A 26433-nucleotide genomic window follows, 5' to 3' on the forward strand; every position below is an offset into this window, starting at 1 on the left:
CGCGCGTGATCCTCCAACGGGGAGCGGGGACGAGGCCGGCGCGGTGACGACATGGTGGACTCGATGGCAGGATCCTAGATCCGCCGCTTGTAATGGTCGTGGGTCAGCTTCAGCTGCTCGGCCCAGAACGCGTACTTCCGTTCCCGGGAGGCACCGAACTCGAGATGGCCGAGGTTCTCCGCGAGCATATAGAACTCACTCCCGGGCTCCCGTTCCACGTCCGAGAGCGTCGCGACCGACGAGAGCATGAACCGGCTGTGCAGGAGGTCCTCTTTCACGACGTCGGCGAGGAGCGCACCGAGGGCATCGCGGTCGGCATCCTGCGAGAGATCGAACGGTTCCGTATCGGTGTCCCTGCTCATCTGCTGATTGAGGTCCGCGTAGGTGATCAGTTCCTGCCGGCGGGCAGTGTGGACCATGATGCTGCGGGCAGCCTCCATGACTATGGCCCGGTCCTCGTCAGTGCGTGCGTGCGGCATGCTGCCCCTTCCGTCGGCTTCGGAAAGCCTATCCGTCCCAGCTCCCATGATCTCCCTGTACTCCGGGAGGGCTCGACCGTGCGCTCCCGGTGCGGAGCCTCCTTCCCCGGGAGAACGAGGCGGGTCCGGCCTTTACACGGTGGTGCGGGGCGGTATATGGCTTGGCCTATGCGAAGTCATCACGTGAGCAGGATCATCACGGCATCCCAGGAGGCTGTCTACGAGTTCGCGTCCGACATCGGCAACCTCCCGAAGTGGGCGGCCGGTCTCGCGCAGTCGGAGGTGGTGCAGGAGGGGCGGGATCTGTTCGTCGAGTCCCCGATGGGGCGTGTCCGGATCCAGTTCGTGGAACGCAACCGGTTCGGGGTGCTCGATCACGACGTCGTCCTGCCGTCCGGGACCATCGTCACCAATCCGATGCGGGTACTCGCTCACCCGGAAGGAGCCGAAGTGATCTTCACCGTTCGCCAGATCGAGCTCAGCGATGTGGAGTTCGCCCGGGATATCAGGATGGTCGAAGCCGATCTGGCTCGTCTCGCAGTCCTGGTGAGCAATCCTCCGGACGTCGAATAGGCGATCTGCGCGCGGGCCGGGACCGGGCGTACGGGAGGGATGAATCGATGGACGCCCGCACTTCTTTCGGGCACGCTGATCGGATCAGGGCGAAAGAAGGGTATCCGTGATGAGTACGATTCTGGGTCCTCTGGACCTCCGGTTCACTGCTCCGATCGGGGTGGAGGTCAGGGGTGACCTGTGGGCGTGTGTCGAGGTTCCCGACTCGAGGGGACTGTTCGGCACCGGCAAGGCGGTAAGAGTAGCTGGGAGCGTCGACGGTGAACCTTTTACTGTTGCCCTGATGCCCACAGGGAAGGGCGGGCACATGCTGTCGATCAGCGCGAGACTGCGGAAGAAGATCGGCAAAGGGCTCGGGGACGACGCCGTGATCCACATTTCTGAGCGCCTGACCTGAAGGTCACTGACGCTGGCGCATCGGTGTGGTCTCCACTTCCCGACGAGCTAGAGGTGTCGGAGGTACCGCTCGGGTGCGGTGAGGAAGGCTTGCCAGGCGGTGACGAGATTCAGGTCTTCCCAAGGCTGGGGGCGCAGGTCCCAGCTGCCGACTTCGAGGATCTGCGCCTGAGGTAGTGCTGCCAGGAGGGGTGAGTGCGTGGACATGATCACCTGCGACTTCCCTGAGGCGACACGCTCCTTGAGGACACCGAGCAGGGCCAGGCATCCCGAGAAGGAGAGGGCCGATTCAGGTTCGTCGAGGACCCACAGGCCGGGGCCGCGGAAGCGGTCGACGACCAGCTCGAGGAAGGACTCGCCGTGGGACATCTCGTGGAACGGAACATTCGGCCCAGTGGTGCTCGGATTCGATTCGAGGTAGGTGAAGAAACCATGCATGGTCTCGGCGCGCAGGAAGTACCCGCGGCGGGTGGTGCCGGCGTTCCGGACCAGCTGGAGGTGGTCTGCGAGCACAGACTCGGTGGAGCGTGTCGAGTGCCGGGCGCCGGTGGATCCGCCCTCGGGGGAGAGCCCGTAGGCCAGCGCGATGGCCTCGACGATGGTGGACTTCCCTGACCCGTTCTCACCGACCAGGACGGTGGCGGGACCGAGATCGAGCCCCTCATCGAGGATGGTGGTGACAGGGGCCAGCGTGGCCGGCCATATCCGCCGGTCGAGCGTGTTCTTCGGGTGCTCGGTGAGTCTCCGGAGGGGGAATCTTTCGAAGGCCATGCGCTCAGTGTGCCAGCCTCCACCGATGCGGCTCCCGGATTCCACCGGGGTGATCGGCTCGATCACCACCCGGCACGGAATTCGCAATCCTGCAGCGCAGATGCAGGTGCAGGATCTTGTCCGGCCTGTCGCACTGAAAAGGACACACGTGGATGCGAGCCGTGAAAGGGGAGCAATCCGGTCCCGAGGAATACGCTGGTTCTTGCCGTGGCAGATTGCCCGCGAGTCCTACCACCGAGGATGGAGATCGACCCGATGCGGAGTGCGCACCGTGCTGAAGGAACCACCGACAATTATGCGGTGTTCATGGATCGCCTCGAAACCGCAATCGTCACCCTTCGGGAGAAGCACGCATTGGTCGATCTGGCCGCACCTCTGGTCGCTGAACTGTACCGGGAGAACCAGGTCGGGCATCAAGGCTGGGTCGATCGACGACGCGACGTCGAGGCGGCTATCGATGAGTATCGTGGCAACACAACCGGCTACGAACTGCTTGCCGACCTTCTGCAGGATGCAACCACCCTCGAGCGGACCTTCGAAGAGCGAACACGGCGCCTCGAGGGCAAGCGCCGGATGATCGAGGACAGGCACAAGGATCTTGACGCGTCCCTCATGGATCTGGAACAGAGCAAGGCGAAACTGGATCTTTCTCGGATGCTCACCCAGGACAGAAGTGCACTGAGCCGGACGATGTCTCAGGATGGACGTGCTAGGGGAACGGCCGTCACCGGGGGAATCGACGCCGAGCTCGAGTCCGCCCGAGAGGCAGTGTTCCTCGCCGAAGCACTGGTGGAAGTCAAGGGTCACCGGGCGCAATGACTGAGGACAAAGAAATCATCATAGCGAAGTTCGACGACAAGGACTGGAAGGACTATGCTTCCTTCTCCTTCTCCTTCTTCTACTTCGTCGGGACCTTTGTGGCTTATGCCCTCCTGTGGGCGCTGGTTCCGTTGGCCGCACTTCTTTTCATGCCGGAATTGAGGAGCCCGACCTATGTCATCGTATTCTCCTGCACCCTCGGCCTTGCGTGGACCATCAAGTTCTGGAGATCGACTTCCATGAAGGTCAAGGCACGTCTCTCCACCTGTAGTGATCGAATCAATGTGGTGTTGACGGAACTCTCCGGAAATCCAGCACAGAACATGACGCCCGAAGAACTTGAGCAGCTGATCGTCTCGGGAGCGAGGCACGAGTTCGATGTGAACGGGGTGCCGGGAGCCTATCTCCTGGTCCGGAAGGAACAGGAACCCGAGGTGGAGGAGAATGCGGGCGGGAGGACCCGCAAGAAAGACGGCAGTACGGTGAACAAGTGCTGGCAGGTGGCGATTGGCGTCGAGGCGCCGCCGCACGGTACCGAGAGTTTTGATCGTTTGTTCCGTGCAGCGACAAGTGGCAGCCGGTAGAACGTCCCTCCATCGTCCCCTCATCCCGCGCCATCGCCGCACCCGGCGACGACCTCGGCTGGAGCGTCCCGAGCGGTGAGCTGTTCCAGTGGTGGTCCGACCGGGAGGGCGCGACCGGTCTGGCAGTATACGGGCGCCGACTGTGGGAGGCCGGCCTAGCGAGTGGAGTTTGCCAACTCGTAGAAGCGGAAAAAGCCGAAGTCCTGGATGGGAAGAATCTTGAACTCGTCGAAGCCGGCGGCCGAGGCATAGCGACGCAACGTCTCAGGGCGCATGACCGTGCCAGTTCCGGCGCTGTTCGGGTGCGACATCCCATCGGGCAGGCAGATCATCAGGCTGAATCCGTACATGAGTCGCTCGACCTCGGTACCGGGAGGATCGAAAACCTCGGCGACGGCTTCATCCACGACAACCGCTGTTCCACCCTGTTTCAGTGACCGTCGTACACCAGAGAGCACGTCCTGGGGATAGGGCATGTCGTGCAGGCATTCGAAGGCGAATACTGCGTCGAATCGATCAGCCGGCAATCCGGAGGCGTCCAGGTGCTGAAATTCAACGGCGCTACCTGCGTCCGCCGCATTGGTGCGCGCAAGATCCACCGCTGCCGATGTCCGCTATCTCAACACCGGGCTCCTGCAGCCGCGCAATCAGCTCGGGAATCTGGTTCAAAGCAGTCCCGAGTTCCTGTTCGAACCACGGGCGGTTCATGTCGGCCTGTGATTCCCGGACCTCATCGCCGAAGTCCTCCCAGCTGACGCCCGCGCCGGCCCTGTAAGCGTCCTGTAGCGCTGGTAGCTGCACCGCAGCACCTGCAAGCATCCGGGCGAGGGGTGCGAGGTAGTTCAGGCTCTTCGCGTTCGTGAGTACCTCAGCGGCAGCTGGTGGCAGGCGAAAGCGGGGAGCTTCGCCGTCGTCGTCCGCAGCGAGAAGACCGGTGGTTGCCTGCTGGTGGAGCCATTCACGGGCGTAGCGCTCCGACGTTCCTGTGCGTGCCGCGAGCTCGGACGGCGTCGCCGGCCCTTCGGCCGCAAGGCTCCTGTACCAGCCGAGGCGGTCCCCGAGATGTATGGAGAGTACGTCCATCATGCCCAGTGCCGCGGCAAGAACGCGCTCAGCGATGGCTTCAGCGTCAGGGTCCTCGTCCATCTTTCCTCCCACAAGCATTTCAACACTGGACGCGTGCAGCCAAGGATGAACCTGCTGTCCGCGGTTGGCAAGAGGCTCTTGAAGCCCCCGCGCCTTGCGGACGTCAGGGCTGTCTCCAAGGTGAGGCATAGGTGAGAACTCGCAGCGGTTCATGAGACCGTGGTCTGCGGGCATGTGCTACTCGGACCTACCCGTGTGCGCTGCACTCAGTGCCGTTCGGGCCGTCCGGTGTCCCGTTCGTGGCCCGGGCTCCCGTGCCAGTCCAGTGCACCGGCACGTAGACGGCGGGGAAAGGTGAGCATGTCCCAGTCGGAGTGGATCCAGGTCCCGCTTGCGGACGCGGTGGTGGAGGCTCAGGTGCGTGGGAGGGGTGAGCCCGTCGTACTGATTCAGACAGCCGTCACCGCTGACGAATTCCTGCCCCTCGCGGTCCAGCGTGAATTCGCTGACGCTTATCAGGTCATTGTCTATCACCGCCGTGGCTACGGGGGCAGCAGTCCTGTCGACGGACGCGGTTCGGTGGAGCGGGACGCGAGGGACTGCGAGCAGCTACTGGACGCGCTCGGCGTTGAGAAGGCACACATATTCGGGGGGTCCTACAGCGGGGCCGTGGCCCTGCACCTGGCAGCATCCGCTCCGAATCGGGTCCACACACTGTGCCTGGCCGAACCACCACCGGTACACACCCCGACGGCTGACGAGTTTCGCAGCGCAAACGCTCAACTCACGGCTTACTACCGGCAACACGGATCAGCGGCGGCGATGGACTACTTCATGACACGTCTTATGGGGTCCGGGTGGCGAACAGAACTCGAAGCAATGCTCCCTGGCGGAACCGCGCAGGTTGAACGTGACGCCGACACGTTCTTCGCCACCGATATACCGTCGCTCCTCGCGTGGCGCTTCGGGGCGGAGGATGCGGCAAGGATCACCCAGCCTGTCCTCTATGTGGGCGGAACCGAGAGTGGACCGTGGTTCGCCGAAGTAGGAGAACTCTTGCTCCGTTGGCTCCCGCAGGCCGAGGAAGCAATGTTGAGCGGAGCGGATCATTCCCTGGCACTCACGCACGCTCCGCAGCTGGCGAGAGCACTTACGGGTTTTCTCGGCAAACACCCCATGGAGCGGCATTAGCGCCTTAGCAGGGCCGGAGCGTATCGGGCGGATCGAATGAACCCAGAATTCTCGGTGATTCCTGCTCAGCGCCCGTATCCCAGCAATGTCTCAGGGCGTTCATTGTCGGTGCAGGTATGGCAGCGGCGGTGCGCATAACCGTTCAGGCACTTCGCCTCCAGGCTGCACTCGGAAGGCGCATTCGAAGGTAATGTCCGCAGGGGGGAAGAAGCAGTGCAGGGTTCTTGCCGGGTCATTCCTCGCCATTCATGCCACTTCTTCCTCAGGAAACTCCGACCATGTCCAAGCTGCCGTCCCTCTTTGCCCTCGCTTCTGTCGCCGCACTCCTCGCGGGTTGCGCCGGCGCCCCGGCCGATGAGCCTGCTGCCGCTCCAACGCCTGTCATCACCACGTCGTCACCCAGTGCAGCGCCGGAACCGTCGGCGACCCCGTCGGCAACCCCGTCGGCAACCCCGTCCGTCGAACCGGCTCCGCCCGCGGAACCAGTAGTGCCCGCCGTTCCGGCACCGACGCCCACCAGCGTCCCCGAGCCCGAGGTGGCTGAGAGCATCGCCGTCACGCCGCATCCCGAGTGGAATGCCGTGAGGGTGACTGTCCCGCAGGGCGCCTCCGTCACGCTCCATGGCAGCGGATACCAGCCCGGGCAGCAGATCTTCATCGGCCTCGGGATCGACAGGACGGACGGCTGGGTGATGGACGAGCAGTCGGCAATCGCCGACGCCGGAGGGAACTACAGCTTCACCATGACGATCGCTGCGGATCTTCCGCCCCGGGCGTACGGCGTTCTGACCTTCGTCGAGGATCACGGGAGGGGCGGGCCGGACTTCGAGGCGACGAAGCGCTACGCCGGCATCGACGTCGTCGCATCCTAGGAGGAGCGAAACCTCGTGTCACCGGCGCGACACCGCGCCTTGGCAGCCCGAGGGACCTAAGGGGCATCCGGGCCCGACGACGCGTCGAGGATGCGCGCAGCACCCGCCTCCGCGGCCAGCTGTTCCTCGGTCAGTGCCGATCCGCGGAGGAAGCCGCTCCGGGCGAGCATCCCCCGGAGCTCTCCGACCCCGTAGGGGCGGGGCCATCGGCTGTGGGCGACCACGTGGCAGCTGGGACACAGCGGAACGAGGTCGACGAGCGGATCGACGGCGTAGTCGGCGTCGACGTACTCCGGCGGGGTGATGTGGTGCATCTGGATCAGGTCGCCGCCGTCGAGGCCGTACCTCTGCTCGAAGTCGAGGCCGCACGCATGGCAGGCGGCACCCCGGTGGGCGACGACCGTCCTCCGCACTTCCGGGTCGCGTTCGAACCGGTTGGCCTGTACCCGCTTGCCGGCGGCCGGAGGCAGGGACCCCGGGGCGGGCTCGAGGGATCCGGCGTCGGGGGTGAAGGCCTCCCTCCACACCGCACGCATCGCGTCCTCGTCCGTCCCCTCGATCACGACCGGCCGGCCGTCGGCGGCCAGCACGCCGGGCACCCGGTCCACGAGCCGCGGCAAGGCCAGCTGATCGCCGTAGGCGAGGAGGGCGTCGAAGTCGATCTCCACCGACGTCGTCGGCTCATCCTCCGGCGTGGGGCTGCCGACGACGGCGAGGCTGCCGTGGCCGATCAGGCCCTGCGCGGCCGGGGGACCCGCGAGGATCACCAGCCACACGTCCATGCCGCGCGAGGCGGCAAAGCGCCGGCCGGCGAAGCGCGATCCCGCAGCGTGCGACGCGTGACCGTGTGAGGCTGCGGCGTGCGACGAGGAAAGGTGCGCGGGGAGGGTCCAGCGCTGCCGGACGAGGCCGTCCCGGCGCACGGCGTCGACGTCGGCTCCGTACGGTCCGTCCCACTGCGGTTCGGCCGGGTTCCAGGGAATGATCACTGCCGCCATGGCACGAGTGTGACAGATCACCGACCGTTGAGGTTCAGCCCCGCAGCAGCCATGTCTCGGCTTCGTCCCGCTCGGTGAAGAACCGCACCTCGGCGCGGGCCCTCACCAGGAACGCGGTGAGCACGAGGTCGACGGCGTCCTCCCCGAGCACGGCCACCCTGGCGGGGAGGTCGTGGGCGAGGATCGCGGCCCTCGCCTCCCACGAGATCTCCTTGAGCTTCGTCACCTCCACCAGCAGCGGCAGCGTCGTCGAGCCGGCCGCGGCGAGAGCCGATCCGACGCGCGCGATGTCGTCACGGTCGATGGCGATGCGCGGTCCCCAGCGCAGGCGGATCAGCGGAGGCAGGGCGGCGAGGGAGAATCGGCCCGTCCGGCGGTCCGCCGGCCCGCGGGCGTGACACCGCTGCACCACATTCGTATCCACTTGAGAGACCCCTCGAATCACACACGTCACAGCCGGTCGCGCAGGAGCACGGACCGGAGAGTGTTCGATGCCGCCCGGGGTGCGGATGGGTGAACGATCGACGAACTTCTCGTCCCTCGCGTCAGTGGGAGCGGGTAGTCACAGCTGCCAGGGCGGCTGATCGTGCCAGAGCAGCAGGCCGTCGAAGGTGCCGATCACCTCGCGCACGCCCGGTGCGAGGACGGGGAGTCCACCGTCGACGGCGATCAGCGGTCCGTAGTGCCGCAGTTCCGCCATCTCGTTGGCGAAATGCAGTGCGCGTGCGTGGTCCGCCGTGAGCCACAGTCCGCCCGCTGCAACGGCCTCGAGGGCTGCCTGGGCCCGGCCGAAGAGGATGGCATGGGCGAGGTCGATGGCCGTTGTCTCGGGGTCGCGTTCGGCTTCGACGGCCCAGCTCCGCAGTACAGGGTCTTCCTTGAACCGCACGCTCGTCTGTTCCCAATCCACTGCCATGACGTCCCCGCTGATCGTTGGCTGTATCGAAGTTAAAGCGTCCCAGCAGGCGCCCCCACCGACAAGACCGGCTGGTCCGGAACGCGAAGTTGTTAGCCGCCCGTGACCTGTGTTTAATCCGCTCGTCCGCCGCGGCGGGCCATGCCAGACTGGGACCATGCGCCCACATTCCCTGAAACCGCACGCGCGCTCCGCCAACCCGAGCCGTGCCACGACCCCCGCCGGTGAGGAGCGTCATGTCGCAATGCGCCTCGACGACGCCTGGCTCCGCTTCCAGACCCGGCTGGCCATCCGCCGCGGACGGGTGGAGACCGTCATCCCCTACACGGGCTACGGTTCGACGTCGTGGGTGCGCGTCCTGGCCCGCGTGGTCCTCAGCGACCCGCGGGACGCCGTCCCGGGGGCGGAGGAAGGCCGCCTGAAGCCGTTGCAGGAAGGCATGCGCGGCTGGCGCAACTTCACGAGCGCGCCGGTGGCCCACGCCGTCGTGCACGTCACCATCGGTGACTCGGTGCACGACGTCGAGGCGGACCGCGGCGGCGTGGTGGACGCCCGGATCCCGGTGGACCTCGCCGCGGGATGGCACAACATCACCCTCCAGGCGGGCGGGTCCCGGACGGTGGAGGCGCCCGTGCGGATCGTCGCGGACGGCACGGAGTTCGGCGTCGTGTCCGACATCGACGACACCGTCATGGTGACGGCGCTGCCCCGACCGTTCCTCGCCGCCTGGAACACCTTCGTGCTGGACGAGCACGCGCGGACGCCCACCCCCGGCATGGCCGTGCTCTACGAGCGGATCGTGCGCACCCTCCCGTCGGCCCCCGTGCTGTACCTCTCCACCGGGGCCTGGAACGTGGCGCCGACGCTGTCGCGCTTCCTGTCCCGGAACCTCTACCCGGCGGGACCCAAACTGCTGACCGACTGGGGTCCGACGCGCGACCGGTGGTTCCGCAGCGGCCAGGAGCACAAGCGGCTCTCCCTGGAGCGGCTGGCCGAGGAGTTCCCCGGCATGAAGTGGCTGCTGGTGGGTGACGACGGACAGCACGACGAGGCGATCTACGCGGAGTTCGCCCGCCGTCACCCGGAGAACGTGCGGGCGATCGCGATCCGCCAGCTGTCCGTGAGCGAGGCGGTGCTCGCAGGCGGCCGTTCGAAGACCGGCATCCAGCCGACGCCGGGCATCCCGTGGATCTACGCCCCCGACGGCGCCGGGATGTCCACCCGGCTCGAGGAGATGGGGATCATCGGGGACTCGGTGCGCACGGCGGACGTGCCCGAGGAGGGGGAGATCGCGGGGGAGTCGGACTGACCGACCGCCGCGGTTCGTCATGAACGCCGGAAGTCTTGATGGGGCCCACGAACTGTCGTAGCGTGGGCCCCTAGCTACTGCACGTAGCGGGTCAGCGACTTCCGCCAGGAAGTGTGGGTGCCCCCATGTGGGCCTGACATTCGTACGCAGCATCGCGGTGATCCGTCGCCGTCATCATCCTGCACATTCTCCTGCCCGTCCGCCCTCGCAGGCGGCAGGGCGGCACGTACGAAGAGGACCCCATGCCGCCACCCGCCCATCCCGCTCTCTCCTACGAGCTCTACCCGCCGCGGAACGCCGCGGCGGAGGACTCCCTCTGGACCACCATCCGGCGGCTCGAGGACACGCGACCCGACTTCGTCTCCGTGACCTACGGCGCGGCGGGCCACAACAGGGATGCCGCGTTCACCCTCCTGCGGCGCCTGCTCACGGAGACCGCGCTGAAGCCGCTGGCCCACCTCACCTGCGTCGGTACCAGCCGGGCGGAGCTCACGGAGATCGTCGACCGGATGATCGGCGGCGGAGTGCGCGGCATCCTCGCGCTGCGGGGGGACACGCCGGAGGGCCACGCACCCGATCCGGACGAGGTGGAGCACGCGGACGGGCTCGTCCGGCTCATCCGTGACGTCGAAGCCGGGCGCACCGCGCAGCTCGCGGCCGGCCGCATCTCGGTGGGCGTCGCGGCGTACGCGACCCGCCACCCCGATTCGCCGAACGCGGAACAGGACATCGAGGTGCTCCTGGCGAAGGAGGCCGCCGGCGCCGACTTCGCGATCACCCAGGTGTTCTTCCGGCCCTCCGACTACTCACGGCTCGTCACCCGTGCGCGGCGTGCCGGGGTGACGATCCCGATCATCCCCGGCGTCATGCCGCTGACCAGCACCCGCCGGCTGGAGAAGCTGAGCAGCCTCGCGGGCGTCGACGTCGACGACGCCCTGTGGTCCCGCCTCGAGGGTGCCCGCACCGACGGCGAGCGCCGTCGCGTGGGCGTCGCGGCCACCGTCGAACTCGCCCGGGCGGCGCTGGACGACGGCGCCCCCGGCCTGCACCTCTACACCTTCAACGAGCACGCGGCCGCCCTCGACGTGCTCGACGCGCTCGAGCTGGAGCGGCCGCCCCAGGCCGGCCTGGCCGCTTCCCTCTGACCCGACTGCCGCCACCAGGAGACCGACGTGTCCATACCGTTCCCGCACAGCACGATCATCGGCTACCCGCGCATCGGGCCGCACCGCGAGTTGAAGAAGGCCCTGGAGGCCTACTGGTCCGGGCAGTCGGACCGGTCAGCCCTGGAGGATGAGGCGCGGCGCATCCGCGAGTCCAGCTACGCGCGCCTGGCGGAGCTCGGGCTCGACCCGCACGACAGCTCCATCCCGGCGTCGTTCTCCCTCTACGACCAGGTGCTGGACACCGCCGTCGTGCTCGGCGCCGTGCCGGAGCGGTTCGCGGACCTGCCGGACGACGACGGCGTCCTGGACCTCGACGCCTACTTCACCCTCGCGCGGGGCGACGCCACGCGGCCGCCGCTCGAGATGACGAAGTGGTTCGACACCAACTACCACTACCTGGTGCCGGAGATCGGCGCTTCGACACCCTTCGCGCTGTCCCCGGACTCCGTGCTGCGGGAGGTCGACGAGGCGGCCGAGGCCGGCTACCGGGTGCGGCCCACGCTGATCGGCCCGGTGACGTTCCTGCTCCTGAGCAAGGCCGACGACGGCGCCGACCCGTCCTTCGTGCCGCTGGACAGGCTCCACGACGTGCTGCCCCTGTACCGGGAGCTCCTGCGCCGGCTCGCGGACCGCGGCGTGCGCTGGGTGCAGTTCGACGAGCCCGGCCTCGTCGCGGACACGGAGGTGCCCGAGGAGCGGATCGAGGCGGCGGTCCGGGAGGCGTACGGGCACCTCGCGGAGGGTGCGGACCGGCCCTCCCTGTTCGTCGCCACGCCCTACGGCGCCCTCGGGACCCGGCTCGCAGGCCTGGCCGCCACCGGCGTCGACGCCGTGCACCTCGACCTGGTCAAGGGTGCCGTCCCCACGGCTGCGGAGATCGGCGTGCTGCGCGGCAGGACGCTCGTGGCGGGCATCGTCGACGGCCACAACGTCTGGAAGGCCGACCTCGCCGCGGCGAGCGGCGTGCTCGACACCCTGAGGGCCGAGGGCGTCGCCCTGTCCGTGGCGACCTCCACCTCCCTCCAGCACGTCCCGCACGACGCAGGCATCGAACAGGCGCTCGACCCGCTGCTGCGCTCCTGGCTGTCCTTCGCCGACCAGAAGGTCCAGGAGGTGGCCGTCCTCGCGCGGCACGTCGCGCACCCGGGCGCCGTCGACGGGGAGATCGCTGCCGCCGCGCGGATCCTCGCCGGGCGCCGGGCGTCGCCCGGCGTCGAGGTCCCGGCCGTCCGCGCACGGACCGCGGCCCTCACGCCGTCGGACTTCGTCCGGGGCGACTACGGAGAACGGCGCGCGGCGCAGCAGGCGGCGCTGGAGCTGCCGGTCCTGCCGACGACGACGACCGGCTCCTTCCCGCAGACCGCGGAGATCCGCTCCGCGCGGGCCCGGGCGGCACGGGGCGCGCTGACCGCGGAACAGTACGAGGCCGCGCTGCAGGACGAGATCCGGCGCGTGGTCCGGCTGCAGGAGGACCTGGGCTTCGACGTGCTGGTGCACGGGGAGGCCGAGCGCAACGACATGGTGCAGTACTTCGCCGAGCACCTGGACGGCTTCGACGTGACCCGGCACGGGTGGGTGCAGTCCTACGGCTCACGGTGCACGCGCCCGTCGCTCCTCTGGGGGGACGTCAGCCGGCCCGCTCCCATCACGGTGCCGTGGACGTCCTTCGCGCAGTCCCTCACCGACCGGCCGGTCAAGGGCATGCTGACCGGGCCGGTGACCATCCTCGCGTGGTCCTTCGTCCGCACCGATCAGCCGCTCGCCGCCACGGCCAACCAGGTGGCGCTCGCCCTCCGGGACGAGGTGGAGGACCTCGAGCGGGCGGGGACCCGCATCATCCAGGTGGACGAGCCCGCACTGCGGGAACTGCTGCCCCTCCGGCGGGCCGACCAGGCCGCGTACCTCGCGTGGTCGGTCCGGGCCTTCACCCTGGCGACGGCGTCCGCGGCGCCGGCCACGCAGATCCACACCCACCTGTGCTATTCGGAGTTCGGCAGCGTCCTCGCGGCCATCGACGGGCTCGACGCCGACGTCACCTCCCTCGAGGCCGCGCGCTCGCGGATGGAAGTGGTGCACGATCTCGGGGAGCACGGGTTCGGGCGGGGTGTGGGGCCCGGGGTGTACGACATCCACTCGCCGCGCGTGCCGTCCGTCGAGGAGATCCGGGCACTCCTGGAACGCGCCGTCCGCCACGTGCCGGCCGGGCAGCTCTGGGTGAATCCGGACTGCGGGCTCAAGACGCGCGGCTACCGGGAGACGGAGGAGTCGCTGAGGAACCTCGTCGGGGCCGCCCGCGCGGTGCGGGCCGCCGTGGAGGCTCCGGCCGGACTCGGCTAGGCCGTCACCGCAACGGCCGGTACGCCGATGCCCCTCACGCCGCGCGGCCCCGGTGCACCGTGGTGCGCTTCACCGCTCCGTCCGGGGTGAAGTAGGTCCACGGGCCGGTCTTGCTGCCATGGTCGAACTCGCCCTCGTCGATGATCGCCCCCGCAGCGCTCCACCGCTGCCAGAACCCGTGTTTCTCCCCGTCGACGAAGCCGCCTTTCTGGAGCAGCCCGCCGGACGCGCGATACCAGGTCACCGGTCCGGTGAGGCGTCCCTCGATGTAGTGGCTCACCGACCGCACCCGCCCGTCCGCGAAGTAGTGCGTCCACTCGCCGGCTCGCTCGCCCGCGACGTAGGTGCCGGCGACCATGCCACCGTGAGGATCACGCTCCTCCCAGCGGCCGGTGCGGCGCCCCGAGGCATCCTCCTCGTTCAGCGCCTCGTCGTTGCTCATGTGGTGCTCGCCGGCTGGACGGGGTGGCCGGCGGTGTGATTGAGGGTCGTGCCCACCAGCCCCTCCAGCCAGTTCTCCCATGCCGGTTCCTCGCGCCGGACATAGTCAGCGGCGTCGGCGGAGAACAGGTAGGCCCGTACGCCCGCCGTCGCCGTCCCGGCGCTCTCGCCGTAGGCGAAGACAGTGAGCATCCCCGGCACCGGCGCGGTGAGCCGGACCAGCGCCTGGCGCTCGCCGACACGCTCCACCCTGCCGGTGGCACCGCGGATCTCCACTGCCGCACCCTCCTCGCCCAGCCCGAGCGCCTCGTGCAGGGTCGACCAGAGCCCCTGCGCGTCGCCGGGGTGGGAGGCGGTGGCCTCGAGTTGCGCAGCCTCCTGGCCGGGGAAGTGCGCCAGGTAGAGGCGCAGGTTGTCGAAGAACGGCATCCAGTTGGCGCCCATGTCCTCCCAGAACTCCGACTCCCAGTCGGCGCCGGTCCCGAAGCCGCTGCTGGTGACGCGCACAACGCAGGTACCGCCGGATCGGGCTTCGACGAGGAACTCCGACGTCAGCGGGCTGAGCGCATCCGGGTCCTTGCCCATGAGGGCAGCCCAGTCCTCCTCGTAGGCGATGCGGCGCGGTGGATCCCAGCCGGTGACGTGGCCGTCCGACCCCATCTCGGGGCCCATGCTGAAGTGCAGTGAGCCGCCCTCGCGCTCCTCCATCTCGGTCGGCAGGAACCAGGCGCTCATCCCCTTGGCGGTGGCTATGGCCTGCCAGACCTGCTCCGGGGTCCCCGGGACCTCGACGCTGAATTCCAGGCGGTACGGGACGTTCGGGATCGTGTTCATCGGTTCTCCTCAGGACGTGGGTGTGCGGCGACGACGAGCCGGTGCGGGCGCCCGTCGTCGTGGTGGTAGCGTGCGGCCAGTTCGAGCACCGCAGCGGTCAGATCGTCGGCGAAGGCAGCCCGGTCGGCGGCCGACCGGAAGCCGATCTGTGTGTCGATGGTCAGGGTCGGCAGGCTCTTGCCGTGTGCATCCGCCCGACGCGCCAGCGCACCGACCTCGCGCACCAGACGGCCGGCCAGCGCGACGAGGTAGCCCGCCGACAGGTGGTCGTCGTTGGCGTCCGGATCGGCCGCCGATGCGCTGACGGCTGCCGGCGATACGACGTAGGACACTGCCGATGCGCGCAGGACCCGCTCGGTGATCCCCCCGTGCCGGCGCTCCTCGACCAGCTCCACCAGGCCATGCGCCTCGAGCGCCTTGAGATGGTAGTTGATCTTCTGGCGCGTGAGACCGACACGGGTGGAGAGCTCGGCGGCGGAGGCCGGAACGGCCAGCTCGCCCAGCAGCCTGGCGCGGACCGGATCCAGGACGGCAGCGGCCGCCCCGGTGTCCTCGATGACTTCGACGTCGTGCATGCCACCACAATGGCCCTTGACAATAATAGTTGTCAAGGGCCTGTCCGCCCCGCAAAGTCCGCCGAGCGGCGACCCGGCACGGGTGCGTGCTTCCGGGGATGCAGGCCGCTACGCAGCGGGCGTACGACCCCGTCTCGCGGCAGCGATGATTCGTGCCAGCGCCCACCCGGCAGCCGTCACCAGGGGCACACTCGCGACGATCAGGGCAACCGGGTTCGGCTGAAACGTCGGCCCGCCGGGACCGGCCACATACGCGCCGAGGGGCAGCACGCAGCCGCCGCCACCGCCGCCCGAGCCCTCGCCCTCCGGGGCTGCTCCGCCCTGCGGCGACGTGCTCGAGCCACTGCCACCGCCGAAGCCGAAGATGACCAGAGCGGCCGGGACGACGTCCCGTCCGCCCACGGTGCTGCCCTCGCCGAACGCTATCCTCGTACCCCACGACGGCACCGACTTCGTCAGACTCTCGATCGGATCATCCATCAGCCCACGGCCTCCGCTCCTGCCCCGATAATGACCGCCCCCGGATCGGAGGGCGCAGGTCAGCCGAACCCTCCCGCCCGCGCCGGGACCCCGGGGCCGGACTCGGCTCGGCCCAGAGTAGAACGTCCCGCTCCGGGCCACCAGAGGCCTTGTCGAGTTGCTGTCATCCGCACCGAGGGACGCGCACCCTAGGCGCGGTCCGCCGCCGTGTGCCGGGGTGCGATGCTCTGGCTGCGGAGGATCTCGGCCAGGTGGTCGAGGAAGAGACGCACCCGGGCGTCGTCGGCGTCGCCGGTGCGCAGCGCGAAGATGCTGCGGGCGAGCCTGATCTCGGGCACGTCGAGCGCCACGATGCCCTCGGGCCGGTTGACCATCGCGAGCTCGGGCACGAGGGCGGCCCCCAGACCGGCGGCGGTGAGTTCGAGGCTCGCGTTGAAGTCGTCGCAGTAGGCGCTGATACGGGGGTGGAGGTTGCAGCTCGCGAAGAGCCGCTCGATCACGGTGGCGTCCGCCGTGCCGGGGTGGTGCATGATCCAGGGCATGTCGGCCAGCTGGTCGGCGCTGACCCGGGCACCGCTGCGGATGCCCCAGCTCGCAGGCAGGATGACGCGGAAGTCGTCGTCGCCGATCCACTGGCGGCTGAGGGTGGACGGCCACGCGAGCCCGGCCTGACCCACCTGGTAGACGAGCGCGAGGTCGAGGTCCCCTCCCGTGCGCAGCCCCTGGATGGTGTGGGCGGGCTCGCCGACGAACACGCGCAGCGAGACCCCGAGGCGCTTCCACTCGGGCATGCGGAGCAGCCGCGGCAGGGCGAACGTGGCGAGGCTGGGGAACAGGCCGAGCCGGAGCTCGTGGGCGGGGCCCGACCCGGCGCGGGCGGTGGAGGCGAGCAGCGCATCGATGTCCGTGAGGACCTTCGCCGCGTGCCGGGACATGGCGACGGCGGCGTCCGTGGGGACGGCGCTGCGCGCCGAGCGCGTGAACAGGACCGCGCCCGTATCGCGTTCCAGCGCGGACATCTGCTGCGATACCGCCGACGCCGTGTAGCCGAGGCTGGTGGCTGCGCCGCTGAAGGACCCGTGGCGGATCACCTCGAGCAGCGTCCGCAGGTGGATCGGGTTGACCATATAGCACTCTCCATCCCCGTGGTCCATGCCGGATCGGCCGGCACGGGTCCCGTCGAGCTTACTGGGGAGCCTTGGCCTGGCGGCTCCACCGTTCGTTGGGCACATGGGGTGGGTGCACGACGACGGCACCCGCCACACGTGTGCACTCACCGGGTGCTCAAGGGGGAGGGGAGTCGTGGCCTGGAGTGATCACCGTTCGTTGGGCACATGGGGTGGGTGCACGACGACGGCACCCGCCATACGTGTGCACTCACCCGGGCGCCGGAGGTCAGGAGGGCGCGTCCTTCCAGCCGCCCCGGTGGGTCATCGACGGGGCCGCGGGCTGCGGCGCCGGCCAGACGACGATCAGCGCCGTCGCGAGCGGCCCGAGGAGGAAGGAGACGAGGAACCAGATCCACCTCGATCTGTTCTTCTGCTCCGCCAGGCCCGCGTTGATGAGGGCCAGGGTGAGCATGAAGAAGCCTGAGCTGACGTAGTCGTCCATGCCCCCACCCCATCACGCGGGGCGCTGCACACAGGGGATGTCCCGGCGGCGTGCCGCACGCCCTTCGCTGTGCCCCGGCCGACGGTCGCCACACCGGACACGACACGCCGTGATGAACGCGACACGAAGAATTTCTGCCTGTGCGGAAGTACTCCACAGAGCTGTGGACGACGCCCCCGCGAGGCTGCGGATCGGCTGATTTCCGGGGTTCCGCCGAGCGCTGATCTGTGGACATCATGTGGACGACGACCCCTCCGAATGACATACTTGTAATACATCATCTAGGGGTTGGCACCACGGGCCTGCACTAGATGTAGTATCGAAGGACAGAAACAGCCGCTGGACGGCATGGGTTTGCCAGACGCGGGAATCCCCGGATCTCTTCCCCTTCCGGGGTCGCGCGCCGCTCATGACGCAGCAGCTGTTTCATCGATAAATCTCGTATGAGTAGTAGAGGAAAAGGGGACCAGGACATGACCGTCACGGTGTACACGAAGCCGGCTTGCGTACAGTGCAACGCCACCTACCGCGCTCTGGACAAGAAGGGCATCGCCTACCAGAGCGTCGACATCTCGCAGGACCCGGCCGCCCTCGAGCGCGTGCGCTCCATGGGGTACATGCAGGCCCCCGTGGTCATCACGGACAACGACCACTGGTCCGGCTTCCGCCCCGACAAGATCAGCACGCTCGCCGACGCCGTCAGCTCGGTAGCCTGACCGATCCCTTCGGGGATCGCCGGCGAGGCATCCGGACATGGCCACCATCGTGGACAACCGAGCCGCCCCCGCTGAACCGGCTGCTGCCGGGGACGCCGAGGGACCGCTCACGGACGCCCCGCTGATCTACTTCTCGTCCGTCTCGGACAACACCCACCGCTTCGTGACGAAGCTGGGGGTCCGGGCCGCCCGCATGCCGCTGCTCACCAAGGAGCCCACGCTGCGGGCAGCCCGGCCGTACGTCCTGGTTCTTCCCACCTACGGCGGGACCACCGGCAACGGGGCGGTGCCCCGCCAGGTCGTGAAGTTCCTGAACAACCAGCAGAACCGCAGCCTCCTGAGGGGGGTGATCGGGGCGGGTAACACCAACTTCGGTGAGACCTACTGCCGTGCGGCCGACATCGTCGCCGCCAAGTGCAACGTCCCCGTTCTCTACAGATTTGAAGTCATGGGCACGTCCGAGGACGTGGACCGGGTAACCAAAGGATTGGAAGAGTTTTGGACATGAGTGTTGCAGAGACAGAGACGGGTGCTCCCGCAGCCGCAGTGGACCGTTTCAAGGACATGGGCTATCACGAGCTGAACGCCATGCTCAATCTGTACGGGCCGAACGGCGAGATCCAGTTCGACGCCGATCGCGAGGCTGCGCACCAGTACTTTCTGCAGCACGTGAACAACAACACGGTGTTCTTCCACGACCTCGAGGAGAAGCTCGACTACCTCGTGAAGAACGAGTACTACGAGCGCGAGACGCTCCACCAGTACACGATGAACTTCATCCGTGACCTCTTCAAGCGCGCGTACGCCAAGAAGTTCCGCTTCGAGACCTTCCTCGGCGCCTTCAAGTACTACACCTCGTACACGCTGAAGACGTTCGACGGCAAGCGCTACCTCGAGCGCTACGAGGACCGCGTGTGCATGGTCGCCCTGCACCTGGCCCGCGGCAACGAGGCCCTCGCCGAGCAGATGGTCGACGAGATCATCGACGGCCGCTTCCAGCCCGCCACCCCCACGTTCCTCAACGCCGGCAAGCGCCAGCGCGGCGAGCTCGTCTCCTGCTTCCTGCTCCGCATCGAGGACAACATGGAGTCGATCGGCCGGTCCATCAACTCGGCCCTGCAGCTCTCCAAGCGCGGCGGCGGCGTCGCGTTCGCCCTCACCAACATCCGCGAGGTCGGCGCGCCGATCAAGCAGATCGAGAACCAGTCCTCCGGCGTCATCCCCGTGATGAAGCTCCTCGAGGACAGCTTCTCCTACGCCAACCAGCTCGGTGCCCGCCAGGGCGCCGGCGCGGTGTACCTGCACGCGCACCACCCGGACATCAACCGCTTCCTCGACACCAAGCGCGAGAACGCCGACGAGAAGATCCGCATCAAGACGCTGTCCCTCGGCGTCGTCGTCCCCGACATCACCTTCGAGCTCGCCAAGCGCGACGAGGACATGTACCTGTTCTCGCCGTACGACGTCGAGAAGGTCTACGGCATGCCGTTCTCCGACATCTCGGTCACCGAGAAGTACTACGAGATGGTGGACGACGCCCGGATCAAGAAGACCAAGATCAAGGCCCGCGAGTTCTTCCAGACCCTCGCGGAGATCCAGTTCGAGTCCGGCTACCCGTACATCATGTTCGAGGACACCGTGAACCGGGCCAACCCGATCGACGGCAAGATCATCATGTCCAACCTGTGCTCCGAGATCCTCCAGGTCTCCGAGCCCACCACGTACAACGAGGACCTGTCCTACGACCAGGTGGGCAAGGACATCTCCTGCAACCTCGGTTCGCTGAACATCGCGAAGACCATGGACTCGCCCGACTTCGGGCGGACCATCGAGACCGCGATCCGCACCCTCTCGGCCGTCTCGGACATGAGCCACATCGGCTCGGTGCCCTCGATCGCCAAGGGCAACGACGCCTCGCACGCCATCGGCCTCGGCCAGATGAACCTGCACGGCTACCTGGCCCGTGAGCGCGTCCACTACGGCTCCGACGAGGGCCTGGACTTCACGAACGTCTACTTCTACTCCGTGGTGTACCACTGCCTCCGGGCGTCGAACCTGATGGCCATCGAGACCGGACGCACGTTCGCCGGCTTCGAGAAGTCCCAGTACGCCAGCGGCGAGTTCTTCGACAAGTACACCGACCAGGTGTGGGAGCCGGCGACGCCGCGCGTGCGTGAGCTGTTCGCCGACGTGCGGATCCCCACGCAGGAGGACTGGCGTGCCCTGAAGGCCTCGGTCATGGAGCACGGCATCTACAACCAGAACCTGCAGGCCGTCCCGCCGACCGGCTCGATCTCCTACATCAACAACTCGACGTCCTCCATCCACCCGGTGGCGTCGAAAATCGAGATCCGCAAGGAAGGCAAGCTGGGCCGCGTGTACTACCCGGCGCCGTACCTCACCAACGACAACCTGGAGTACTACCAGGACGCGTACGAGATCGGCTACGAGAAGATCATCGACACCTACGCCGCTGCCACGCAGCACGTGGACCAGGGCCTGTCCCTGACGCTGTTCTTCAAGGACACCGCCACCACGCGTGAGATCAACAAGTCGCAGATCTACGCCTGGCGCAAGGGCATCAAGACCGTCTACTACATCCGTCTCCGCCAGCTCGCGCTGGAAGGAACTGAGGTGGAGGGCTGCGTCTCATGCATGCTCTAGGCAACTAAATTGGCCAGGCCGGGCGGTATGCCCGGCCTGGCTTCCGGCACACCAGGCAGTACCCACGCAGACAAGGAACACACCATGAGCGAGAAGCTGAAGCTCGTAGACCAGGTCCAGGCCATCAACTGGAACCGTATCCAGGACGACAAGGACGTGGATGTCTGGAACCGCCTGGTGAACAACTTCTGGCTGCCCGAGAAGGTGCCGCTGTCCAACGACGTGCAGTCGTGGGCCACCCTGACGCCGGAGGAGCAGCAGCTCACCATGCGCGTCTTCACCGGTCTCACGCTGCTCGACACCGTCCAGGCGACGGTCGGCGCGGTCAGCCTCATCCCCGACGCCATCACCCAGCATGAGGAAGCCGTCCTCACGAACATCGCGTTCATGGAGTCGGTGCACGCCAAGAGCTACTCCTCGATCTTCTCCACGCTGGCCTCCACCAAGGAGATCGACGAGGCATTCCGCTGGTCCACGGAGAACGTGAACCTGCAGCGCAAGGCGCACATCGTCACGGACTACTACCGCGGTGATGATCCCCTGAAGCGCAAGGTCGCCTCGACGCTGCTCGAGTCCTTCCTGTTCTACTCCGGCTTCTACCTGCCCATGTACTGGTCCTCGCGCGCCAAGCTCACGAACACGGCAGACCTCATCCGCCTCATCATCCGCGACGAGGCCGTGCACGGGTACTACATCGGCTACAAGTTCCAGCGTGGGCTCGAAAGTGCGACGCCGGAGCGCCGCCAGGAGCTCAAGGACTACACGTTCGAGCTGCTCTTCGAGCTGTACGAGAACGAGGTCCAGTACACCCACGATCTCTACGACGCCGTGGGCCTGGCCGAGGACGTCAAGAAGTTCCTGCACTACAACGCCAACAAGGCGCTGATGAACCTGGGCTACGAGGCGATGTTCCCGTCCTCCGTGACCGACGTGAACCCGGCGATCCTCTCCGCGCTGTCCCCGAACGCCGACGAGAACCACGACTTCTTCTCCGGCTCGGGCTCCTCGTACGTGATCGGCAAGGCAGTCAACACCGAGGACGAGGACTGGGACTTCTAGGAGGCGGCTGAGCCCTCCGCCGACGAGGAGCGTCTGCAGGCGGTCATCATGGCGGAAGCCGGTGCGGGCTACCGCGGGCACGAAGTCGATGTGGTCTTCGAGCGTGGCAGCTGGTGCTTGAATTCGTGGAGTACCGGGTGGGGCACCCCGCGTAACGACCCGGCGGAGGGGGCAACGCATGACTGACACGGCTATGAGCTCATTCCTTCCGGCTCCACCCGACCACAGGCGGATGAGCTGTTCTTCGGGCTCAGGGCGGACTGGGGCGGGCGTGCCGCGACGTTGCGTGCGTGACTCCGGGGTTGTCGGGTAATGGGTGTTGAGCTGGATCGGCCCCGTGGGGGCTTGGCCGCCATGTGTGTCGCCCAGACCACGAGCTGGGGCCTGCTCTATTACTCGCTGCCGGTGGCCCTTGTCCCGATCAGCCGAGACACCGGGTGGTCCGTGCCGGCGATGACAGCGGCGTTCTCGGCCGGACTGGTCATCTCGGCGTTCCTCGGGGTGCGGGTGGGACGCACGCTCGACCGGACCGGGCCGAGGCTTCTGATGAGTATCGGCAGTGTCATCGGCGTCGTGGCGTTGCTCCTGGTGGGTACCGCACCGAACTTCGCGGTCTTCGCCGGCGCCTGGCTGATCGCAGGATTCGCGCAGGCTGCGGTGCTCTACCAACCGGCGTTCGTGGTGCTCACCCGCTGGTACGGGCCGCACCGAGTGCGGGCCCTGACGATCCTGACCCTGGTAGCGGGGTTCGCGTCCACGGTGTTCGCGCCCGTCACCGCGGCGCTGATCGATGCCCTCGGGTGGCGGTCCGCATACCTCGTCCTCGCAGGGATCCTGGCGCTGGTGACGATCCCGCTGCACTGGTTCTTCCTCAACGCACACTGGACAGCGGCCGCCGGCGCGCCCCTCCATGCCGAGGCGCTGCAGGACGCCCGGGCAGTCACGCGGAGCGGGCCGTTTCGTCTGCTGCAGGTCACGATGGCCCTCTCGACGCTCGCTCTCTTCGCAGTGACCTTCAACCTGATCGCCCTGTTCCTCGAACGCGGCATGAGTTACCAGAGTGCTGCGGTGTCCTTCGGCTTGATCGGGGTGGGGCAGGTGATCGGCCGGGTCGCCTACTCGGCCCTACCCTCGCGCACGTCCGCCGTGACACGGACCGTGGTGCTCGCCGCCGCCGGGGCCGCATGTATCTGGGCCCTCGCCCTGGTGCCGGGCCCGCCGGAACTGTTGGTTGTCGTGGCAGTGGCCGCCGGGATGGTGCGAGGGTGTAATACGCTCCTGATGGCCACAGCCGTATCGGACCGGTGGGGGATCCGGAATTTCGGTACCCTGCAGGGCGTGTTCGCGGCGCCGGTGACCGTGGTGGGAGCCTTGGCTCCCGCCGCGGGCTCGGCCCTGGCCTTCGTGTTCGCAGGCTATCCCGCCATGGTCCTGGTCATGGCCGTGCTTGCGACGATCGGCGTCGTCACCGCTTCCCGCACCCGTACCCCCGGCCATCCGCCCCTTGCCGTCGTGGACGGTCAGGAGGACCGCCGGTAGTCGAGCCCACGAAGCAGGGTCCTCCATCTGCGGTGCGGGCCCGATCAGAAACCCTGCTGGATGGCCGCCGCCACCGCCCCGACGTCGTCGTTCGCCGTGAACACCCCGTCGATGTCGTCCGCGAACCCCTGGTTCAGGATGATCGTGAACGCGACGTTCCGGCCGCTCTGAGTCTCCATGACACCTCCGAGCGTCTTGGTGCCGAGCCGGAGGCGCCCGTTGAACGAGTCGCCGCCGGCCAGGGTCCCCGTCTTGGCGAACACCTTCCCCGCGGCGGGGCTGTCGGCCTGCACGGTGGACAGTGAGCCGTCCACGCCCAGGATCGGGAGGGTGTCCCGCCAGCGCTCGGCATCCGCTCGGTCCGCCATAATCGTCTGGATCTGCACGGCGTTCTCGGCCGTGATGTAGTTGCCGTCCAGGCCCGAGCCGTCGATCAGGGACGCTCCCGTGATGTCCAGACCGGCGTCCTTCCAGATCCGCCCGGCCTCGCTCACGCCGGTGCTGCAGTCGTCCGTGCCGGTCTCCACGGCCAGGAGGCAGACGAAGGTCTGGGCGCCGCGGTTGTAGCTGATCTTCATGACGTAGGTCGCCTCCTCCTCCAGCGGCAGCGACTCGAGCTCGGCAACGGACGGGAGCGCGTCGATACCGGCCTGCGGTGCGAGAGCCGCCGTGGAGTTCACGGCGATCGGGTCGACGCCCACCGACACGCCGGCGCGCCCGAGTGCCTCGATGAACGCCGTGCGGGCGAACGTCGCAGGATCCTCCAGCACGAGCACCTTCAGCTGCGGGTCGCTGTCGGCGGCGATCGTCCCGCTGATCACGATCTCCCCACCTCCTGCCGACGCCGGATTCGTCACCGCGGCCTGCTCACCGGCAGCGACGGTCCGGATGTCGCTCACCACGCGCCACGGTTCGACGGCGGGGGTCAGCTCCACCGTCGCCGGTTCTCCGACGTCGCCCGGCGTGATCTGGAGGTCGAGGATGTTCTGGTTGATGATGATCGGCGTGATCGGCTCTCCCGCCAGCTCGCCCGCGAAGAGTCGGTCGTCGACGACGACGTCCCCGCTGACCGCGTCGATCCCGGACGCCTTGACCTGCGCGGCGAGATCGTCCAACCCTGTCAGCGGGTCCTCCGGCGTGAGCGTGGCCCCGGGCAGCGGATTGGCATCGTTGTGGTCCAGATTCGTGAAGTCGACGGTGCCGTCGGGCTTCGTGCGCCCGCCCATCGTGAGGTCTCCCTTGCCGACGAGGACGAGGTCACCCCGGAGCACCCCGCCGACAACCTCGCCGACCCGTTTCACCGGGGTGGTGAGCGTGTGATCCGGTCCCCAGGTCAGCCACGCCGCGCCCACGCTGTAGGTTTTCACGAACGAGCCCGGCTCGGCCATCTTGTCCCCGTCGAGGTCGATCAGCACCTCACCCGTATCGATGTCGGTGGCGGTGATGTGCCAGCGGCCGTTCGCGTACTCCGGCTGATCCATGACCTCCAGCGCCGCATCGGGTACCTGCGACACGGGCCGTGCGTCGCCGGCCGGGGCAGGCGCGGCGGGGTCGGCGTCGGGGGTGCACGCCGTCGCCACACTCGCCACGACGAGCATCAGCGCAGCCGCCACTGCTGTCCTTCTACGGTCGCGTCGGATCATGGCGTTGCTCCACTCTCGATGACCGCCGCGAGGCGACGGAAGAGCTGGTCGGCGGGATGGGCGCCGGATTCCTCGTTGGACAGGTTCATGAAGACCACGATGGACGCACCGGTGTCCGGCTGGTGGAAGAGGGCGGCGGTGAAGCCGAAGCCCTCACCGTTGTGACCCCACCAGCCCCCGGTCTCGCCGACGCCGAGCGCATAGAGATCGTAGGGCGGGCCGGCGTCCAGGGGCGCTCCCACAAGGCGCTCCGCCTGGGTCGACGTCTCGAGCAGGGCGCCGGTGGCGAGGGTCTCCGCCCAGGCGCGCCCGTCGTCGAGGGTCGAGACCATCGACCCTGCCGGACCGAAGACGGACATGTTGGGTGCCTGCGGCTCGGGCCCGCCGGCGCCGGGGGCATAGCCCACCGGGTGGGCGGTGTCCCACGTCGATGCGTCGATGATGTAGTCCGTGTCGGCCTGGTCGAGCGGCTCGAGGATGAGGTCCTCCAGCACGGCATCGAACGGCTGTCCGGTCGCCTGCTCGACGACGGCGCCGAGCAGGTTGGTATTCGCGTTGGTGTAGACCTTCTCGGTGCCCGGTGTGAACTGGGCGGGCTTGCCGAGCATGAACCCGTTGAGGTCCTCGAGGGTGAAGATCCGCTCCGGATCCTCGGAGAAGGCGTCGACGAAGTCCTCGTTGGTGTAGTCCGCGGCGCCGCTGGTCATGCCGGCGAGCTGGCGCAGGGTGATCCGGTCACCATCGGTGACACCCTCGACGTACTCCCCGATGGTGTCGTCGAGAGAGATCACGCCCTCGTCGGCGAGCTGCAGGACGAGCGTCACGGTGTAGGACTTGGTGACGCTGCGTAGCGGCCACTGCATCGCGGGGTCGACGGCAATGCCCTTCTCGAGGTCGGCAGTGCCGGACACCGTGGTCCATGTGCCTTCGTGGGGGATCCAGACGCCCACGGCGGCGCCGGGTACCCCGTACTCGGCCATCGTCCGCTCGACGGTCTCCCGGAGGTCGGCGCGCAGTCCGCTCGGCAGTTCTCCTTCCGGCGCGACCGGGCGTTCCGTCCCCGGAGAGGACGCCGGAGAGGACGCCGGAGAGGACGCCGGAGGGGACACCGTGGACGACGCTGGGGAGGAGGAATCGGGTGTGGCTGTGGGCGATGCCCCGACGCATCCGGTGAGCAGGACCGCCGCCGTGAGGCTGGTGGCCACACCGGTGCCGAAAGCCCATGCATGACGACCCGACGGTGCGAAGGTTCTCGTCACGAGCAGCTCCCTAGGAGGTCACCACCGCGGAACTGTCCGGAAGCGCGAGGAGGATCGCGACACGGTGTGATCGGTTCACAAGCAATCCCCGCAACCTAGTCCTGTCCCAGCGGGG

The 26433-nt window shown here is 67.9% G+C and carries 29 protein-coding genes; 14 read left to right on the top strand and 15 right to left on the bottom strand.

Annotation, left to right across the window (positions count from 1 at the left end; genetic code table 11):
• Positions 1-74 precede the first annotated feature (74 nt).
• Positions 75-479, bottom strand: coding sequence for a hypothetical protein (locus tag RY94_RS10535; protein ID WP_156135136.1), 405 nt, complete (start codon positions 477-479; stop codon positions 75-77).
• Positions 480-662: 183 nt separating this feature from the next.
• Between RY94_RS10535 and RY94_RS10540 the strand changes: the two genes are divergently transcribed.
• Positions 663-1052, top strand: a complete 390-nt coding sequence (locus RY94_RS10540) for an SRPBCC family protein (protein ID WP_043444969.1) — start codon at positions 663-665, stop codon at positions 1050-1052.
• 109 nt (positions 1053-1161) lie between these two features.
• Positions 1162-1449: a DUF1905 domain-containing protein gene (locus RY94_RS10545; protein WP_043444971.1), complete on the top strand. Its 288-nt coding sequence runs from the start codon at positions 1162-1164 to the stop codon at positions 1447-1449.
• Between the two features lie 47 nt (positions 1450-1496).
• Here RY94_RS10545 and RY94_RS10550 read toward each other — a convergent pair whose 3' ends face one another.
• The gene (locus RY94_RS10550) at positions 1497-2219 is read right to left on the bottom strand and encodes an AAA family ATPase (RefSeq protein ID WP_043446270.1); all 723 of its coding nucleotides are present in this window, start codon (positions 2217-2219) and stop codon (positions 1497-1499) included.
• Between the two features lie 240 nt (positions 2220-2459).
• Here RY94_RS10550 and RY94_RS10555 point away from each other — a divergent pair, with 240 nt between their 5' ends.
• On the top strand, positions 2460-3038 hold the full coding sequence (locus RY94_RS10555) for a hypothetical protein (protein WP_156135137.1): 579 nt from the start codon (positions 2460-2462) through the stop codon (positions 3036-3038).
• Complete coding sequence (locus tag RY94_RS10560; protein ID WP_043444975.1) at positions 3035-3622, top strand: hypothetical protein; 588 nt, start codon at positions 3035-3037, stop codon at positions 3620-3622. Before RY94_RS10555 ends, RY94_RS10560 begins: the two co-directional genes overlap by 4 nt.
• Positions 3623-3777: 155 nt before the next feature.
• Here the strand turns inward: RY94_RS10560 and RY94_RS18410 are convergent, their stop codons facing one another.
• Entirely contained in the window at positions 3778-4221 is a 444-nt protein-coding gene (locus tag RY94_RS18410) for a class I SAM-dependent methyltransferase (RefSeq protein ID WP_231554497.1), read from the bottom strand.
• Entirely contained in the window at positions 4184-4786 is a 603-nt protein-coding gene (locus RY94_RS18415) for a hypothetical protein (RefSeq protein ID WP_231554498.1), read from the bottom strand. Before RY94_RS18415 ends, RY94_RS18410 begins: the two co-directional genes overlap by 38 nt.
• Positions 4787-5068: 282 nt before the next feature.
• On the opposite strand from RY94_RS18415, the gene RY94_RS16870 reads away from it, so the two are divergent.
• Both RY94_RS16870 and RY94_RS10575 read left to right on the top strand, forming a co-directional pair.
• Positions 5069-5899, top strand: a complete 831-nt coding sequence (locus RY94_RS16870; RefSeq protein WP_052274250.1) for an alpha/beta fold hydrolase — start codon at positions 5069-5071, stop codon at positions 5897-5899.
• Positions 5900-6387: 488 nt separating this feature from the next.
• A complete protein-coding gene (locus RY94_RS10575; protein ID WP_043444977.1) occupies positions 6388-6771 on the top strand; it encodes a hypothetical protein in 384 nt (127 codons plus the stop codon).
• 56 nt (positions 6772-6827) lie between these two features.
• Here RY94_RS10575 and RY94_RS16875 read toward each other — a convergent pair whose 3' ends face one another.
• From RY94_RS16875 to RY94_RS10590, 3 genes are all read right to left on the bottom strand, one after another.
• Positions 6828-7769, bottom strand: a complete 942-nt coding sequence (locus tag RY94_RS16875) for an HNH endonuclease (RefSeq protein WP_052274251.1) — start codon at positions 7767-7769, stop codon at positions 6828-6830.
• 34 nt (positions 7770-7803) lie between these two features.
• A complete protein-coding gene (locus RY94_RS10585; protein ID WP_156135138.1) occupies positions 7804-8193 on the bottom strand; it encodes a hypothetical protein in 390 nt (129 codons plus the stop codon).
• Positions 8194-8331: 138 nt separating this feature from the next.
• Positions 8332-8685, bottom strand: coding sequence for a hypothetical protein (locus RY94_RS10590; protein ID WP_043444982.1), 354 nt, complete (start codon positions 8683-8685; stop codon positions 8332-8334).
• Between the two features lie 157 nt (positions 8686-8842).
• Here RY94_RS10590 and RY94_RS10595 point away from each other — a divergent pair, with 157 nt between their 5' ends.
• From RY94_RS10595 to metE, 3 genes are all read left to right on the top strand, one after another.
• Positions 8843-9994 (top strand): App1 family protein, encoded by a 1152-nt coding sequence (locus RY94_RS10595; protein WP_043444984.1) that lies wholly within the window; start codon positions 8843-8845, stop codon positions 9992-9994.
• A gap of 242 nt (positions 9995-10236) precedes the next feature.
• A complete protein-coding gene (locus tag RY94_RS10600; protein ID WP_043444986.1) occupies positions 10237-11139 on the top strand; it encodes a methylenetetrahydrofolate reductase in 903 nt (300 codons plus the stop codon).
• Positions 11140-11166: 27 nt separating this feature from the next.
• On the top strand, positions 11167-13497 hold the full coding sequence (gene metE / locus RY94_RS10605; RefSeq protein WP_043444988.1) for a 5-methyltetrahydropteroyltriglutamate--homocysteine S-methyltransferase: 2331 nt from the start codon (positions 11167-11169) through the stop codon (positions 13495-13497).
• A gap of 34 nt (positions 13498-13531) precedes the next feature.
• On the opposite strand, the gene RY94_RS10610 is transcribed toward metE, so the two are convergent.
• The 6 genes from RY94_RS10610 to RY94_RS10635 all read right to left on the bottom strand — a co-directional run bounded on the left by RY94_RS10610 (position 13532) and on the right by RY94_RS10635 (position 17438).
• Positions 13532-13939, bottom strand: coding sequence for a toxin-antitoxin system YwqK family antitoxin (locus tag RY94_RS10610; RefSeq protein ID WP_043444990.1), 408 nt, complete (start codon positions 13937-13939; stop codon positions 13532-13534).
• On the bottom strand, positions 13936-14772 hold the full coding sequence (locus tag RY94_RS10615; protein WP_052274252.1) for an SRPBCC family protein: 837 nt from the start codon (positions 14770-14772) through the stop codon (positions 13936-13938). Before RY94_RS10615 ends, RY94_RS10610 begins: the two co-directional genes overlap by 4 nt.
• The gene (locus tag RY94_RS10620; protein WP_043444992.1) at positions 14769-15347 is read right to left on the bottom strand and encodes a winged helix-turn-helix domain-containing protein; all 579 of its coding nucleotides are present in this window, start codon (positions 15345-15347) and stop codon (positions 14769-14771) included. The genes RY94_RS10615 and RY94_RS10620 overlap by 4 nt, the downstream gene beginning before the upstream one ends.
• Before the next feature lie 108 nt (positions 15348-15455).
• Positions 15456-15827, bottom strand: a complete 372-nt coding sequence (locus tag RY94_RS10625; protein ID WP_043444994.1) for a hypothetical protein — start codon at positions 15825-15827, stop codon at positions 15456-15458.
• A 188-nt stretch (positions 15828-16015) separates the two neighbouring features.
• Positions 16016-16954, bottom strand: a complete 939-nt coding sequence (locus RY94_RS10630; protein ID WP_043444996.1) for a LysR family transcriptional regulator — start codon at positions 16952-16954, stop codon at positions 16016-16018.
• A gap of 268 nt (positions 16955-17222) precedes the next feature.
• Entirely contained in the window at positions 17223-17438 is a 216-nt protein-coding gene (locus RY94_RS10635) for a hypothetical protein (RefSeq protein ID WP_043444998.1), read from the bottom strand.
• A gap of 473 nt (positions 17439-17911) precedes the next feature.
• Here RY94_RS10635 and nrdH point away from each other — a divergent pair, with 473 nt between their 5' ends.
• The 5 genes from nrdH (at position 17912) to RY94_RS10660 (ending at position 23416) form a co-directional block, all read left to right on the top strand.
• Positions 17912-18154: a glutaredoxin-like protein NrdH gene (gene nrdH, locus RY94_RS10640; protein ID WP_043445000.1), complete on the top strand. Its 243-nt coding sequence runs from the start codon at positions 17912-17914 to the stop codon at positions 18152-18154.
• Positions 18155-18191: 37 nt separating this feature from the next.
• Positions 18192-18662 (top strand): class Ib ribonucleoside-diphosphate reductase assembly flavoprotein NrdI, encoded by a 471-nt coding sequence (gene nrdI / locus RY94_RS10645; protein ID WP_043445002.1) that lies wholly within the window; start codon positions 18192-18194, stop codon positions 18660-18662.
• Positions 18659-20818: a class 1b ribonucleoside-diphosphate reductase subunit alpha gene (gene nrdE / locus RY94_RS10650; RefSeq protein WP_043445004.1), complete on the top strand. Its 2160-nt coding sequence runs from the start codon at positions 18659-18661 to the stop codon at positions 20816-20818. The genes nrdI and nrdE overlap by 4 nt, the downstream gene beginning before the upstream one ends.
• A gap of 84 nt (positions 20819-20902) precedes the next feature.
• Positions 20903-21877 carry a class 1b ribonucleoside-diphosphate reductase subunit beta gene (nrdF, locus tag RY94_RS10655; RefSeq protein WP_043445006.1) on the top strand — a complete coding sequence of 325 codons (975 nt, stop codon included), beginning with the start codon at positions 20903-20905 and terminating at the stop codon, positions 21875-21877.
• A gap of 354 nt (positions 21878-22231) precedes the next feature.
• Entirely contained in the window at positions 22232-23416 is a 1185-nt protein-coding gene (locus RY94_RS10660) for an MFS transporter (protein ID WP_052274253.1), read from the top strand.
• Between the two features lie 44 nt (positions 23417-23460).
• On the opposite strand, the gene dacB is transcribed toward RY94_RS10660, so the two are convergent.
• Together dacB and RY94_RS10670 are read right to left on the bottom strand one after the other, a co-directional pair.
• The gene (gene dacB / locus RY94_RS10665) at positions 23461-25029 is read right to left on the bottom strand and encodes a D-alanyl-D-alanine carboxypeptidase/D-alanyl-D-alanine endopeptidase (protein ID WP_197060655.1); all 1569 of its coding nucleotides are present in this window, start codon (positions 25027-25029) and stop codon (positions 23461-23463) included.
• Between the two features lie 26 nt (positions 25030-25055).
• Positions 25056-26318, bottom strand: a complete 1263-nt coding sequence (locus RY94_RS10670) for a serine hydrolase domain-containing protein (RefSeq protein ID WP_156135139.1) — start codon at positions 26316-26318, stop codon at positions 25056-25058.
• Positions 26319-26433: the final 115 nt, after the last annotated feature.

Source organism: Arthrobacter sp. L77 (assembly GCF_000816565.1).
Classification (GTDB): domain Bacteria; phylum Actinomycetota; class Actinomycetes; order Actinomycetales; family Micrococcaceae; genus Arthrobacter_D; species Arthrobacter_D antioxidans.

Excerpts from the sequence above, each read along its gene's own strand:
- RY94_RS10660 (WP_052274253.1), top strand. The coding sequence starts at position 22,232 with ATGTGTGTCGCCCAGACCACGAGCTGGGGCCTGCTCTATTACTCGCTG.
- nrdF (WP_043445006.1), top strand. The coding sequence starts at position 20,903 with ATGAGCGAGAAGCTGAAGCTCGTAGACCAGGTCCAGGCCATCAACTGG.
- RY94_RS10620 (WP_043444992.1), bottom strand. The coding sequence starts at position 15,347 with ATGCACGACGTCGAAGTCATCGAGGACACCGGGGCGGCCGCTGCCGTC.
- RY94_RS10635 (WP_043444998.1), bottom strand. The coding sequence starts at position 17,438 with ATGGACGACTACGTCAGCTCAGGCTTCTTCATGCTCACCCTGGCCCTC.
- RY94_RS10595 (WP_043444984.1), top strand. The coding sequence starts at position 8,843 with ATGCGCCCACATTCCCTGAAACCGCACGCGCGCTCCGCCAACCCGAGC.
- RY94_RS16870 (WP_052274250.1), top strand. The coding sequence starts at position 5,069 with ATGTCCCAGTCGGAGTGGATCCAGGTCCCGCTTGCGGACGCGGTGGTG.
- RY94_RS10550 (WP_043446270.1), bottom strand. The coding sequence starts at position 2,219 with ATGGCCTTCGAAAGATTCCCCCTCCGGAGACTCACCGAGCACCCGAAG.
- RY94_RS10615 (WP_052274252.1), bottom strand. The coding sequence starts at position 14,772 with ATGAACACGATCCCGAACGTCCCGTACCGCCTGGAATTCAGCGTCGAG.
- RY94_RS18415 (WP_231554498.1), bottom strand. The coding sequence starts at position 4,786 with ATGCTTGTGGGAGGAAAGATGGACGAGGACCCTGACGCTGAAGCCATC.
- RY94_RS10555 (WP_156135137.1), top strand. The coding sequence starts at position 2,460 with ATGGAGATCGACCCGATGCGGAGTGCGCACCGTGCTGAAGGAACCACC.
- RY94_RS10590 (WP_043444982.1), bottom strand. The coding sequence starts at position 8,685 with ATGGCAGTGGATTGGGAACAGACGAGCGTGCGGTTCAAGGAAGACCCT.
- RY94_RS10535 (WP_156135136.1), bottom strand. The coding sequence starts at position 479 with ATGCCGCACGCACGCACTGACGAGGACCGGGCCATAGTCATGGAGGCT.
- nrdE (WP_043445004.1), top strand. The coding sequence starts at position 18,659 with ATGAGTGTTGCAGAGACAGAGACGGGTGCTCCCGCAGCCGCAGTGGAC.
- nrdI (WP_043445002.1), top strand. The coding sequence starts at position 18,192 with ATGGCCACCATCGTGGACAACCGAGCCGCCCCCGCTGAACCGGCTGCT.
- RY94_RS10600 (WP_043444986.1), top strand. The coding sequence starts at position 10,237 with ATGCCGCCACCCGCCCATCCCGCTCTCTCCTACGAGCTCTACCCGCCG.
- RY94_RS10610 (WP_043444990.1), bottom strand. The coding sequence starts at position 13,939 with ATGAGCAACGACGAGGCGCTGAACGAGGAGGATGCCTCGGGGCGCCGC.
- RY94_RS10625 (WP_043444994.1), bottom strand. The coding sequence starts at position 15,827 with ATGGATGATCCGATCGAGAGTCTGACGAAGTCGGTGCCGTCGTGGGGT.
- RY94_RS10560 (WP_043444975.1), top strand. The coding sequence starts at position 3,035 with ATGACTGAGGACAAAGAAATCATCATAGCGAAGTTCGACGACAAGGAC.
- nrdH (WP_043445000.1), top strand. The coding sequence starts at position 17,912 with ATGACCGTCACGGTGTACACGAAGCCGGCTTGCGTACAGTGCAACGCC.
- RY94_RS10630 (WP_043444996.1), bottom strand. The coding sequence starts at position 16,954 with ATGGTCAACCCGATCCACCTGCGGACGCTGCTCGAGGTGATCCGCCAC.
- RY94_RS10545 (WP_043444971.1), top strand. The coding sequence starts at position 1,162 with ATGAGTACGATTCTGGGTCCTCTGGACCTCCGGTTCACTGCTCCGATC.
- RY94_RS16875 (WP_052274251.1), bottom strand. The coding sequence starts at position 7,769 with ATGGCGGCAGTGATCATTCCCTGGAACCCGGCCGAACCGCAGTGGGAC.